Consider the following 14379-nt stretch of genomic DNA (forward strand, 5'->3'; position numbering starts at 1 on the left):
GAATGAACATGGCAAGCACAATGACTCCATATTTCGGAATCGTCGTTTCATTAATCGCATACGGAATCGGAACATTATTATTTAAGCATTCAAAAGGATTCTTCTTATTCACACCATTATTCGTAGCGATGGTATTAGGGATTGTCTTTCTAAAAGTAGGTAACTTTACTTTTGAAGAATATAATACTGGCGGAAAAATGATTAGCTTCTTCTTAGAACCAGCAACAATCGCGTTTGCAATTCCATTATATAAACAAGTGGATAAGTTGAAAAAATATTGGTGGCAAATTTTATCGGCTATCGTGGTTGGATCTATTTGCTCAGTAATTGTCGTGTTCATTGTTGCAAAAGCAATTGGTCTAGATACAGCAGTAATGAATTCAATGTTACCACAAGCAGCAACAACAGCAATTGCATTACCGATCTCTGAAAGTATTGGTGGTATACCAGCAATTACATCGTTTGCAGTTATTTTTAACGCGGTTATTGTATACGCATTAGGAGCATTATTCTTAAAAACATTTAGAGTAAAACATCCAATTGCAAAAGGTTTAGCACTTGGAACAGCAGGTCACGCATTAGGAGTGGCAGTAGGAATTGAAATGGGTGAAGTAGAGGCAGCTATGGCAAGTATTGCCGTAACAGTAGTAGGGGTTGTAACTGTAGTTGTCATACCGATGTTTATGCCATTCATTGGCTAATAAAACTTACTTAAAAAAATGAGAAAAGCAAGCTATTTGTAGGACAGATTTCTACTGATAGCTTGCTTTTTATGTTACAGTAGTGGTAAGACCTATTTTAAAAAAATGTAAGTTTCCTTAAATCTTCATTAATACTGTGTAGAATACATTTTGAATTAGGTCATTGTATTGTAAAATAAGAAGTAAGCTACTATAGGATCTGCTAAGAGAGATCTATAATAAGTTTATAAAAATCTTTATATGAATAAATAATTAAAGGTAGAGAAGAGAGAAAAAATCTACTTATTAACGTTTTACTTTATAGGACAGGAGAGAGTACTCGTCGATTATGCAAATAAAAAACCTGTTTCAAAGCAAAGGATTTCAGAGGTTTCTCGTATTAGTAATACTTGCTCTCGTGTTATACGGGCTGCAAAGTATGTTGAATTTAATTTTAATTACGTTTATTCTCACGTATTTAATGGATCGATTCCAAAAGTTTATTTCCCGCAAATTAGATCACTTCATGCCCATTAATCGAAAGCTCATTATAGCATTTCTATATGTAATGTTAATCGGTGGAATTGTTATTACATTATTCAAATATTTACCAGTATTAACGATACAAATTTCACAATTGATTTATCAATTTAACGTGTTTTTAAGAAACCCACCAGATAGTGAATTAATTAAGTATGCAGTTAACGCTGTCAATCATATGGAACTTTCGAAATATGTAGGACAAGGCGTTGACATTTTATATAAATCGATTACGAATGTTGGGAAATTTGGCCTTCAAGTATTACTTTCTTTAATTTTAAGTTTATTTTTCTTATTGGAGAAAGCTCGTATCGTTGCTTTTACTGCAAAATTTAAAGAAAGCCGACTTGCAATTTTCTATACTGAAATTGAGTACTTCGGTAAGAAATTTGCACGTTCATTCGGAAAAGTAATTGAAGCACAATTTTTAATTGCAGTTGTTAACTGTGTTTTATCCGTTATTGCACTATGGATATTAGGATTCCCGCAATTATTAGGTTTAGCGTTAATGATCTTCTTACTTGGTTTAATTCCAGTAGCTGGGGTTATCATTTCGTTATTCCCGCTTTGTATGATTGCTTACAATATTGGCGGTATTATGTACGTTGTTTATATTTTAATTATCGTAACAGTAATTCATGCGCTTGAAAGTTACGTGTTAAATCCGAAGTTCATGTCGCAAAAAACAAACTTACCGATTTTCTATACATTTATGGTATTAATCTTCTCAGAACACTTCTTAGGTGTATGGGGATTAATTATCGGTATTCCAATCTTCATTTTCTTATTAGATGTCTTAGATGTGACAAGTGATGAAATGGAGAATGAAGCCAGAAAAAATAAGGTGAAGTAAAGAAAAAGCATCGATGTTCGATGCTTTTTCTTTTATAACATGATGTTTTTTATGCCATACTGTAAGCAGAAGATAGAATAGGGGTGAAATAATGGCTGTAAATGAAAAGGTAGAGTTAGCTACATTTGCTGGAGGGTGTTTCTGGTGTATGGTTTCGCCATTTGAAGAGATGGAAGGAATTATAAAGGTTGTTTCTGGTTATACAGGTGGTCATAAAGAGAGTCCAACATATAAAGAAGTATGTTCAGAAACGACTGGACATTATGAGGCAGTACAAATTACATTTGATGCAAATAAAATGCCGTATGAGGAGTTATTAAATATATATTGGAGACAAATTGATCCGACTGATATAGGTGGGCAATTCCACGACCGCGGACAGTCTTACGAAACAGTGATTTTTTATCATAATGAAGAACAACATAAAAAAGCAAATGCTTCAAAAGAAGAGCTTGCAAAGAGTGGACGCTTTTCAAAACCAATTGCGACAAAAGTATTACCAGCAGCTACGTTTTATCCAGCTGAAGACTATCACCAAGGATATCATAAGAAAAATACATTCCGCTATGAGTTATACCGTAAAGGGTCAGGGCGGGATGCGTTTATTAAACAACATTGGCAAAAAGATAATGCTCATTTAAAAGAAAAACTAAATGAGATGCAATTTTATGTAACACAGGAAAATGGAACTGAGCCACCCTTTCAAAATGAATATTGGAATCATAAAGAAGAAGGACTTTATGTAGATATCGTCTCAGGTGAACCGTTATTTACTTCTTTAGATAAATTTGATAGCGGGTGTGGATGGCCTAGCTTTACGAAGCCAGTTATGTCAGCAAGTGTGAAAGAAAAAATGGATGTCAGTCATAATATGACGCGTACGGAAGTGAGAAGCAAAGAGGGAGATTCACATCTAGGTCATGTATTCCCGGATGGCCCAGGACCAAATGGTCTTCGTTACTGTATTAATTCCGCAGCCCTTCGATTTATCCGAAAAGAGGAATTAGAGAAAGAAGGATATGGTGATTTTCTAGTCGTATTTGGGAATAAAAAATAACCTCGCAATTAGCGAGGTTATTTTTTTATTTTGCTTTTTTCTTTTTGAACTTGCTTAATACTTCATAAACGATTGGGACAATAAGAAGTGTTAATAACGTTGAACTTGTTAATCCACCAATTACTGTTACACCAAGTCCTTTAGAAATTAAGCCGCTACCTTCAAATCCTAATGCAAGCGGGATAAGAGCCCCAATTGTTGCAATTGCAGTCATTAAAATTGGACGAAGGCGTGTTGCACCAGCTTCTAATAAAGCTTCACGTGTTGATAGACCTTCATTTTCTTTATGAATAACGCGGTCGATAAGCACGATTGCGTTTGTTACAACGATACCGATTAACATAAGCGCACCGATCATTGCAGAGACACTTAACGTTTCACCAGAGATTAATAAGGCAACAAGAGCTCCGATAATTGTAAATGGTAGCGAGAATAAAATTGCGAATGGTGCAAGAGCACCACCAAATGTAACGACAAGAACGAAGTATACAATCGCAATCGCAGCTAACATCGCTAAGCCAAGTTGCTTGAATGATTCTTCAATATCTTTTGTAACGCCGCCCATAGAAACATCTACGCCGGAAGGAAGATCCATTTTATCTACTTCTTTTTGAACCGCGGCAGATGCTTTTGAAACGTCATCAGATGTTAGTTTTGCACTTACTTCTGCATAAACACGGCCATCACGGTGTTTCACTGTATTCGAAGTTTCCCCTTCTTTTACAGTCATAACATCTTTCACAGCCACTTCATTACCAAGTGGCGTTGTAATTTTACGATTTGTTAAGTCATCGATTGTTTCATAATTTTGCTTTTCAGCTTCTACATATACATTGACATCTTTACCGTCTTTTTTAATTGTTGTCACAACAGGGCGATCATGTTGATTAGAAAGTCCCATTCCGATTTGTGCAGCCGTTAGACCCATTTTGCTTAGTTTTTCCTGATCTGCGACTAAAGTGTATTCTGCATACGTTTTTGCAATACTAGAGTCTACATCTTTTAAGTCTTTATTTTTCTTCATGATATTTTGAATATCTTTTACGACAGGCTTAATTTCTTCAGAGCTATCTCCGTAAACGTATAGTTTAATTTCATTACTACCGCCACTCGCTCCGAAATCTTGGTTTTTCCATTCACCTTTTCCAGACATCTTCTGTAAATCTTTAACGACTTGTTCTTTTTCTTTTTCAAAGTTTTTCGTGTCGTTATCATATTGTACGAAGAACATTGCTTGATTTGATTGACCAGGGCTCATTGGGTTTTCTCCACCTAATGAGAATTGAATTGTTTTGACGTCTTTATTATCTTGGAAGTGCTTCTCAGCTTTCGTTGCAATTTTTTCAACGTCTTCTAACGTTTGCCCTGGTTCAGGATTGTACGTTGTAATGATCATTTTTTCTTCTTCAGCTGGTAAGAAACTTACACCGATAATTGGCACTAGTGCAAGACTACCAACTAATAGAAGGACAGCGATACTTGATGTAACAATTTTGTGATTTAAAGCCCATGCAAGTATGCGTTTATACCCATTTGCTAATTTACTTGGTTTTTCTTCATGATGTACTTCTTTTTCCCTCATGCTCTCTTTTTTAAATAAAGAGTGAGCTAACATCGGCACGATTGTAACTGCTACTAGTAACGATGCTAATAAAGCGAAGACGATAGTTAAGGCAAATGGTAAGAACATTTCACCAATCATACCTTTTACTAGTCCAAGCGGTAAGAATACAGCAATTGTTACAATGGTAGAAGACATAATTGGGATGAACATTTCCTTCGTAGCTTCACGAATTAAATCTTTTCCGCGCAGTTTCTCTTCTGATAACGACATTCGTCGGTAAATATTTTCAATAACAACAATGGAGTCATCAACAACGCGTCCAATAGCGACTGTCATTGCTCCAAGTGTCATAATGTTAAGTGTAATATCCATTTGTTTTATGACTAATACAGCAATTAATAAAGAAAGTGGTATGGAAACGACAGAGATTAATGTTGTTCGGATATTTCGTAGGAACAGCATAATAATAACAATCGCAAAGATAGCACCAAAAATGGCTTTGCTCAGCATTGTTTCTACTGATTTCTCAATCGGTGCACCTTGGTCGAATGTTGAAATAATCTCTAAGTCTTTATATTTTTTCTCAAGGTCTTTTACTTTATCTTTCACTGCATTTACAACATCAACAGTATTCGCGTCAGCAGCTTTCACAATTTGAATTCCAATTGCTTCTTTTCCATTTGTTCGAGAAATAGATTCTGCTTTTCCGACTTCTTTAATGTCAGCAATTTCGTCTAATGTAACTGTCGGAATCCCGTTCATAGCCGCTGGATTCATTTGCGGTGTTTGTGTACCAGCTCCAGCGTTTTGACTACCTTGACCGCTAGGTGATGAAGGTATAGCCGGGATCTTTAATTCTTTTAATGCTTTGATTGTCGTAATATTCCCATCTACAACAACCGATTTTTCTGTATCTTTAAATGTATATAAGCCAAGTGGTAAAGATACGTCCGATCCTTTAATTACATTTTTTACAGTATCTTCACTTAAACCTAATTCTTTCATCTTATCTTTCTTGAAGACAAGTTGTACTTCATCTACTTGTTGACCTGAAATTTGAACAGATGCAACACCATCAAGTCCTTTTAATCCTGGCACAACATTCTTCTCTACATTTTCAGTTAAGGTAGCTAAAGATTCATTTTTACTTGCTACGCTTAACGAAATAACTGGAAAGGCATTAAAGTTTACACGTGAAACTTTCGGGTCTTTTACACCTTCTGGAAATTTCACATTTGCGAGAGCTTCTTTAATTTCTGTTTCAGCCTTTTCCATATTTTTATCAAAATCATATTCTATCTGAATAGAAGATGCGTTTTGAAAAGATGATGAACTAACAACGTTTACACCACTTAAATTTTGCAGTTGCTCTTCCATCGGTTTTGAAACTTTGTCAGCTACTTCTTCTGGTGTAGCACCAGGATAAACCGTGGTTACTGTTACAACCGGTGTTGTAATATCAGGAATTGTTTCCAGCTTCATGTTCAGCCCAGAATAAATACCTGCAATGGTAACAATAATGGTTAGTAGCCAAACTGCGAACTTATTTTTTAACGAGAAATTAATGAATTTGTTCATGTTTGCGCTCCCTTTTGTATTGTATTGACCAACTGGTCAGTCTAATACATAATATAACTGACTGATTGGTCAGACGTCAATGAAAAGGGATGGTATAATAAATTCATAATAAGATGCGAGATTAAATTTAGGAGAGACATGATATGAAAGAAAAAGAGCGTTTAATTATAGAGATGGCTATGAAGTTATTTGCGACTAAGGGTGTAAATGCGACATCAGTACAGGAAATTGTGACCGCTTGTGGCATATCTAAGGGAGCTTTCTATTTATACTTTAAATCGAAAGAGGAACTTTTATTAGCAACACTTCGATATTACTATGACAAGATTCAAAATAAAATGATGGATATTGAAAAAGAATCGTTATTGCCGCGTGAAAAATTTGCAAAACAATTGCATTGCCAGTTTAATGATATACAAAAGCATAAAGAATTTATTATTATGCATGCGAGGGAAAATGCTATACCTTTTAATAAAGAAGTAGAAGAGTTTATGATGCGAATGAAATTGGAATCTCATGCATTTTATCGAAATAGTTTGTTGTCTATTTATGGTGACAAGGTTATGCCGTATTTATTAGATTTAGTAATTATGGTAGAAGGGATCTGCCGTGGATATTTAGAACTAATTATTTTACAAGCGCCAGAAATTGATTTGTCCTATGTATCGGCTTTTATTTTAAAAAGGGTGGATCATTTAGTAGATGGACTTATAGAATCTTCGGAAGAACCTGTTTTACATGAAGAAAGACTTGGAGAGTTTCTTTGTAAATCAGAGTTTATTAAAGAACAAGTTAAGGAGCATTTTTTAAAAGAAATCATTGTTTTTAAGCGTACATTAGCTGATCAATTAGAAGATGATGAATTACTTATTACGCTAGATGTTTTAGAGGCAGAAATGAGATTACCAAATCCAAGGATTCCAGTTATTCAAGGGATGCTGTCTAATTTAGAGGCATATCCAAATTTAAAGGAATTTCGTTTGCGACTTATGGGGTATTACAATATAAAAAGGTAACAATGATGGCTTTCATTGTTACCTTTTTTATTAATGAACGAATACTGCTTCCTTATATTGTTGTAAATCATGTAAGGGCGTTATTACGTGAATATTTCAAAGAGTTGATATGGCATTGTGCATGTTTGGTGTACCTTTATATTAGTCGATAAGATAATCTGTATTGTGTATACAAAATTCAATAATCTTTTTATTTTAAATCTTGTATTGAGTTTCTTTTTGTTATTAGGATATGACATATATACACTCCATAGCTTTGAATAATCGTAAAGCTAGGAATGATGAAATAACGATATCTTGTTTGATATTCGATTAAGAAATGAATAGCTACATAACCAATTATTAGTAGTAAAAATAATGTATAAGGAGTTTCATTTTGTTTAGTTATTATAAGATAAAGAAGTGACAATATACCAAATAGCAAGGTGGTAACATAAATATATCTTTCGTATTTTATAAGGTTGTCTTTTAATGTGATTATATCATTGTCTTTATGTTCTAATCCAAATAAACTCCACATCGGAGCTGAGTCGTAATCGGCCCACATAAGTATGAACTTGTCTTTAAATAAAGATAAAACTTTTTTCGGGTCAGCTATGCGTTCTTGAATAAGTTTTTTTTCCGCGACTGTCCGTTCCTCACCAATTTCAATGGATGTAATATATTCTGCATCTTCCTCAGAATAACCGCCTTTTGTGTCATGATTAAATCCTACTGTGAATTTCCATAGCGGATCACGATTAGAGAGCGGATATTGTGTAACACCGGTGGATATAAGTATGTAGCTAATAATATAATGTACAAGGTAAAAAATGATGAAAATACCAACAAGTTTTTTTATAGAATGGAAAACACTCTGTTTTGATTTTCCTAATATTACTTGTAAAAAAGTATAAATAGTTACGGCAATCAAAATTAAGGCACCAAGTGGACGGATGATATCTCCTAGAGATAGGAAGATTCCTATAAAAATCCACATATATTTATGGCTTAATCCCTTTGTAATTAATATATAAAAACCAAGGTAAAAGAAGAAGGTAGCAAGGTGTTGATTTGTTAATACAGAGCTCATTATAATGCTTGGGATATATAGCGAGTATATTACCCCTGCAATACGACCAGACCATTCATTAAATACCTTCGAAGTAATCTTATAAATCAGTAATGTTGTTCCTGTGCAATATGCAACATTTAAAATCTTCAGCAGTGTAGGAGATTCTCCGAATAATTTTATAATAAAAGCTTGATACATTGTAAAACCAAGTTGATACACCCATGAAGTATAGTATGTATTTTGGGCAAAACTAAAGTCGCCTTTAGCGGCTTGGACTGCGCTATAGTACATCACTGCAAAGTCAGATTCGATGGGGGTTGGAATATTGAGAATCCAGATCAATCGAATCGAAAAAGTTAAAGTAATAAGTGAAATAGTAAATACTATTTTTGACATATATTTATTCGCAATGTAACCAATAAGTAAAAGGAGTAGACCTATAATAATGGGTGGGACTATAACAAGGAAACGAGAATCGGAAGTACTTCCAATTATGGATATGGAATACCATGTTATGGCTGCATAAATAAATAGGCATAGTAGTAATAAACACTTTACAAAAAATGCATTGGCTTTTAGAGAAAATATATTTTGCATTATATGTCTAAACTCCTTAATGAATTTTATAAGTTATTTCAATGAAAATGGCCCTATGCAAACTTAACTTAGTCTGCATAGGGCTTGTTTTAAGAAATTAAGAGTTTTGTTGAGACCATTCTTCTACGTCCCAAACCTTTGTTATCCAATCTTCATAAAAGTCTGGTTCGTGACATACAAGTAGAATCGTTCCTTTATATGCTTTCATAGCTTTTTTAAGCTCTTCTTTTGCTGTAACATCAAGGTGGTTTGTTGGCTCATCAAATAATAGCCAGTTACTTTCTTCTCCCATTAGTTTACATAAACGAACTTTTGCCTGTTCACCACCACTTAATTGACTTAAAGGGCGAGAGATATGTTCATTTTTTAAACCACATTTTGCTAACATTGCACGGATTTGATGTTGGTCCATGCTAGGAAATGTATTCCACACATCATCAATCGGTGTTATATTATCAGCTTTTACTTCTTGTTCGAAGTATGATGGCGTTAGGAAATCACCAAGGCTTGTTTTACCGCTTAATGGTTTAATCTTGCCTAAAATCGTTTTTAATAATGTTGATTTACCAACACCATTGCATCCAACAATTGCAATTTTTTCACCGCGTTCAATTGTCATCGTTAATTTTGGCAATAATGGATGTGTATATCCGATTTCTACATCTTCACCTTCAAAGACGAAACGACTACTTGCACGACACTCTTTGAAAGAGAATTCTGGCTTAATTGCCGTTTCAGGACGATCAATACGCTCCATGCGATCAAGTTGTTTTTGACGACTCTTTGCACGACCCGTCGTTGAATAACGAGCTTTGTTCTTCGCAATAAAGTCTTCTTGCTTTTTAATAAATTCGCGTTGTTTTTCATAAGCATTTATATGCTGATTTTTATTGATTTCCGCTAGCTCTAGGAATTTTTCATATGTCGCTGTATAACGCGTCATTTTTGTGAATTCTAGATGGAAAATAATATCGACACATTTATTCATAAATTCCGTATCATGGGAAATTAATAGGAAGGCATGAGGATATTCTTTTAAATAATTTGTTAACCAATGAATATGTTCAACGTCTAGATAGTTGGTAGGTTCGTCTAATAGTAATACTTCTGGTTGTTCAAGTAGTAACTTTGCAAGTAATACTTTTGTACGTTGTCCACCACTTAATGCAGCAACATCACGATCTAAACCGATTGCATCAATTCCAAGACCACGAGCTGCTTCCTCAATTTTAATATCTAATAAATAGAAGCCACCTGCTTCAAGAGCATCTTGAATTTCTGCCATTTGCTCAAGAAGTTCCTCTAATTCTTCCGGTGTAGCAGTGCCCATTTTTTCTGTAACTTCATTTAAAGCTTTTTCCTTTTCAAATAAAGGTAAAAATGCATCTGCTAATACATCACGGATCGTGCGACCAGGTGTTAAAATTGTATGTTGGTCTAAGTAACCGTAATTTGTACCAGGTGTCCATTCTACACGACCTTCATCATGGATAAGCTGACCAGTAATTATATTCATAAATGTTGATTTACCAACACCGTTTGCTCCAACTAATCCAACATGCTCTCCTGCGAGTAAGCGCATGGATACATCTTTAAATAATGTACGATCACCAAATGTATGTCCTAGTTTTTCGACTGTTAATAAGCTCATAATATCCTCCGTCCAACTTGAAATAGTACCTTGAATCATGATACTAAATTCTTTCGTATAATGCTATCATTTCAAAATGTATATTTTTTCAAGAATTATGTTTCATTATTTTGAAAAAAATATATATAATGGTGATAAGTATGAGAGATTTATTGGAGAAGTACCGAAAACGTCGTAGCGTGAAGGGTTAGAAAAGACTATTTTGTGTATAATAGAAAGATAGATAAATAGAAGGTGCAATCAGTTTATTAAAAATGATTGCACCTTTTTTAGGGGAAATAAAAATTATTTAAAGTATCCACGGATAATGCCTCTTACTCGATTTGCATGGAATTTACGTTTATCGTTAAATATATTTTGCATCATGCGGAATATAGCGGCAACGACTGCACGTACAAGGTAAGGAAATCCATAATGTAAACAGATAACTTTACCAAAACCACCAGCGTAAGAAATAGCTCTGTTTAATGATTGTTCATCTATAGTATCCTCTTTTACAGGATGGTACACGAAAAGATTTTTTCTAAATAAACCTATATAATTTTTTTTCATACCTCGTAGTACGAAATCAGTCTCTTCACCGGCCCCATAAATTGTTCCAGATCCAACACCTAAATCTTCATTAAATGTGCCAACGTTTTGTACAAATTGTTTTGTAAAAAACAGAGCGAAAGAGGGGCCCATGAATCCATACTTATTATTTAGAATGATGTCTTTATCAGGCGCATGTATTAAAGATCCTGTTTTTTCAATGTTTGTAGTGTTTGTCGATATAAATTGAATATGTGCATTTGAGTTAAACGTTGCTACTATGCTCTCTAAGACATTCGTTTCGTAAATACAATCATCATCTGGAAAAGCAATAATATCGCCATTAGCAACTTGTAAGCCGATATTTCTTGCACGAGATAGGCCTTTAATAGGTGTATAAATATAGTTAATAGAAAAATTATTGGTATATTCCTCAAAGAGCTCAGAGATTGGAATGTCATTTTGATCTACTACAATAAGTTCGAAGTTTTTATAAGTTTGTTGTTTAAGTGACTTTAGTAGATCTAGAATATCATCACGTCTACCACAAGTGGCCATAATCAAAGAAAATTTCAATTTTAACAGCTCCTTTAAGAGGTTGCGTTTACACCTTTTTGAATCGTGCTTGTAGCTTTCCTAGTAGAGCTAATAGAATCTCATCTTTTGTTACAAATAAGATAAGAATGTATGTTAATCCGCATATTAATATTACTAGGGCGAATTGTATGATTTGTCCAGAGACTAATTTTTTTATAATAAACGCTATTGGTAAAAATGTTAGAGAATAAAATAGGTATTTAAGTTTTTGAATATCAAACAATGTATAATTCACTTTTAATTTCTTTTTTATATATATATATTCGAGAGTAATTAATCCAATGTTTGCAATGGTTGTTGTGAAAATTGCTGTTGTGGGAGTGAGTATATCGGAAAATATTAATGCGATATTGGATACTAAGTTGACGAATCCACAAATAAATAAAAAGCGCACCAAAATATTTTCTTTCTTTTTCACATAAATAATTTGATTCGATAAAATAGACTCAATACCTACTGTGATCATATAAAAAGCAAAAATAATTAAAGTATTACCAGCGGGAGCGAATTCCTTTCCACCATAAATAATGACGGCCGTATGGGCAATGAGCATTAGACCGATTGCCGCAGGAAATAAGGTAATGAAATATACTTTTGAAATTCTATTTAATAAAGATTCATATTCATTTTCAGCTGCATTTCCAGATAAATACGAAAGTCTTGGAATCGTGACTTGTACAACACTTAACATAAGTGTATTGATGATAGTCATAATTTGGAAAGCCATAACATAGAAAGCGACTTCTATTTTTCCTGCGTATGCGCCTAAGACAAGTCGATCTAATTGTGTGTACAAAATACTGGCATTTGAAAAAATAACGACTAATACTAAGGGTTTTAAATGTGGAATAATCGTTAAGTTAGAAAAATCAAATTTGACTTGGCGTTTCACATATATAAAACTAATAAAATGATTTAAGAATGTTGAGAGCACTAATAAGCAGGCAAATGTTTTATAATCATTCACTCCATGAACTAGAGAGAAAAGAAGTCCAACATAGATAAGTCGAACAACAATTGTTTTTTTAGTAATGAAATCATAATTTTCATATGCTTCATTGTACCACTCGACATAAAATATATTTGAAATGAAATTGAAGCCGAAAATTAGAAGGACAGGGAATAAGTTTTCGTTACCGTATCCAATGTAACTAAAGAGTAAAAAGGATAGTAAAGCCAAAATACTAGTCGTAAAGTTAATTACATAAAGACTTGTAAATAACTTAGAAACTTTACTTTTATCATTTTTTATTAAACTAATTTCACGTAGTCCGTATTGATATACACCAAATACTGCGAATATGAAAAAATAATTAAAAATAGTTTCGGCGTAGTTAACAGTTCCTATTGACTTGGCTCCTAGCATTCGATACGCGTAAGGACCAACTAAGATTGGGAGTATAATATTAAATGTATTGAGCAGCATTTTATAAAAGATATTAGAAATAATTGATTTTTGCATGATTTCACCTTTTCATTAAAGTAATACGATTTAATCAAAATATCATTTGTATCGTATTAAGAACCCTTATTAGAGCTAATTATTTGACTCCATATAAAAATATATTTGAAGTGTGAATAATTTTAGTATAATGAAATACATTTTATATACAGTTTTGAAGGTATAGTTTTTTTATATGTGCAATAAATCATCACCTTCATTTGTTAATTACGAGTATAAGTGTACCTTACATAAACTTTGTAAATCAACTATTGCTTGTATAGAAATATATATAAAATAAGTTGTATAAAAAAGAAAATAAGAATGGATATGCGTAGTTAAGATAGATATATAGGTTAAGGGGTGACTATAAAAATCGTAGTGGATGTTTGAATTGTTTACAAAGCAATGAGCGAATATATATACTACATATTCGCTCAGAAGGAAATTGCTTTTTATACGCTCCAAGGTTTATTTAAAGTTAGTACTTCAGCCATTTCTTTACTTTTTAGACGTCCTTTTTTTCGATCTTCTGCACGTTCTAGACCAGTTTTGTGCAACCAATGTTCTTCTTCAGTTTCTGGCAGTACTTGCGGAACGGAAGAAGGTTTCCCATCTTTTAGAGCTACGAATGTAATAAAGCAAGTAGCAGCGATGCGACGTTCTCCTAATAATAAGCTTTCTGCGATAACCTTCACAAATACTTCCATAGATGATTTACCAGTATAACAAACAAACGCTTCGTAACAAACAGAATCAGCTTGTTGAATTGGTGTTAAAAAATTAACAGAATCAATAGATGCTGTAACGCAATGTTTTCGGCTATGTCTGGCAGCTGCAATAGAAGCAATACTATCAATTTCCGCTAATAATTTTCCACCGAATAAAGTTTGATGATTGTTCAAATCGTTTGGGAAAACACGTGTTGTTTTAATTGCTTTTGATTCTCTCATAAATTTCTTTTCCATATAATCAGCCCCTAGGTTACGTTTTCAATCAGAGTGACATGTTCTTTATGACATAAAAGGAGTGTTAGTTCCTATTGGATTTTACCAGATATTCAAATGAGTAAAAGTTATGGATAGAGAGGAAAGAATACTTCTGCAAGTATATTCATGCAACTGAAAGAAAATTTATTTTGTCTAAAGTGTAGTGTAAAAGAGGATTCGCTTACATTGCAAGTGAAAAGTGAAGAATACATATTTGTCATATAAATTCCC

General features: G+C 33.4%; 10 protein-coding genes. 4 read left to right on the forward strand and 6 right to left on the reverse strand.

Annotated elements, in window-relative coordinates; genetic code table 11:
* The first annotated feature begins 8 nt into the window (after nucleotides 1–8).
* The 3 genes from lrgB (at nucleotide 9) to msrB (ending at nucleotide 3130) form a co-directional block, all read left to right on the forward strand.
* A complete protein-coding gene (lrgB, locus tag QEP67_RS00265) occupies nucleotides 9–701 on the forward strand; it encodes an antiholin-like protein LrgB (RefSeq protein WP_000168869.1) in 693 nt (230 codons plus the stop codon).
* Between the two features lie 328 nt (nucleotides 702–1029).
* A complete protein-coding gene (locus QEP67_RS00270) occupies nucleotides 1030–2073 on the forward strand; it encodes an AI-2E family transporter (RefSeq protein ID WP_001165999.1) in 1044 nt (347 codons plus the stop codon).
* Between the two features lie 91 nt (nucleotides 2074–2164).
* Entirely contained in the window at nucleotides 2165–3130 is a 966-nt protein-coding gene (gene msrB / locus QEP67_RS00275) for a peptide-methionine (R)-S-oxide reductase MsrB (RefSeq protein ID WP_000290170.1), read from the forward strand.
* A gap of 25 nt (nucleotides 3131–3155) precedes the next feature.
* Here the strand turns inward: msrB and QEP67_RS00280 are convergent, their stop codons facing one another.
* Nucleotides 3156–6272, reverse strand: coding sequence for an efflux RND transporter permease subunit (locus tag QEP67_RS00280; protein WP_001031851.1), 3117 nt, complete (start codon nucleotides 6270–6272; stop codon nucleotides 3156–3158).
* Nucleotides 6273–6415: 143 nt separating this feature from the next.
* Here QEP67_RS00280 and QEP67_RS00285 point away from each other — a divergent pair, with 143 nt between their 5' ends.
* Nucleotides 6416–7288 (forward strand): TetR/AcrR family transcriptional regulator, encoded by an 873-nt coding sequence (locus QEP67_RS00285; RefSeq protein ID WP_000659617.1) that lies wholly within the window; start codon nucleotides 6416–6418, stop codon nucleotides 7286–7288.
* 190 nt (nucleotides 7289–7478) lie between these two features.
* Here QEP67_RS00285 and QEP67_RS00290 read toward each other — a convergent pair whose 3' ends face one another.
* The 5 genes from QEP67_RS00290 to QEP67_RS00310 all read right to left on the reverse strand — a co-directional run bounded on the left by QEP67_RS00290 (nucleotide 7479) and on the right by QEP67_RS00310 (nucleotide 14127).
* Entirely contained in the window at nucleotides 7479–8939 is a 1461-nt protein-coding gene (locus QEP67_RS00290) for a glycosyltransferase family 39 protein (RefSeq protein WP_001179457.1), read from the reverse strand.
* Between the two features lie 97 nt (nucleotides 8940–9036).
* Complete coding sequence (locus QEP67_RS00295; RefSeq protein ID WP_074651465.1) at nucleotides 9037–10629, reverse strand: ABC-F family ATP-binding cassette domain-containing protein; 1593 nt, start codon at nucleotides 10627–10629, stop codon at nucleotides 9037–9039.
* 246 nt (nucleotides 10630–10875) lie between these two features.
* Nucleotides 10876–11697, reverse strand: a complete 822-nt coding sequence (locus tag QEP67_RS00300) for a glycosyltransferase family 2 protein (protein ID WP_000672699.1) — start codon at nucleotides 11695–11697, stop codon at nucleotides 10876–10878.
* A 28-nt stretch (nucleotides 11698–11725) separates the two neighbouring features.
* Complete coding sequence (locus QEP67_RS00305; protein WP_001172433.1) at nucleotides 11726–13180, reverse strand: oligosaccharide flippase family protein; 1455 nt, start codon at nucleotides 13178–13180, stop codon at nucleotides 11726–11728.
* Nucleotides 13181–13614: 434 nt separating this feature from the next.
* Nucleotides 13615–14127 carry an acyl-CoA thioesterase gene (locus tag QEP67_RS00310; RefSeq protein ID WP_000412137.1) on the reverse strand — a complete coding sequence of 171 codons (513 nt, stop codon included), beginning with the start codon at nucleotides 14125–14127 and terminating at the stop codon, nucleotides 13615–13617.
* Nucleotides 14128–14379 lie beyond the last annotated feature (252 nt).

This window comes from Bacillus cereus group sp. MS39, assembly GCF_040448665.1.
GTDB classification, from domain to species: Bacteria; Bacillota; Bacilli; order Bacillales; family Bacillaceae_G; genus Bacillus_A; species Bacillus_A wiedmannii.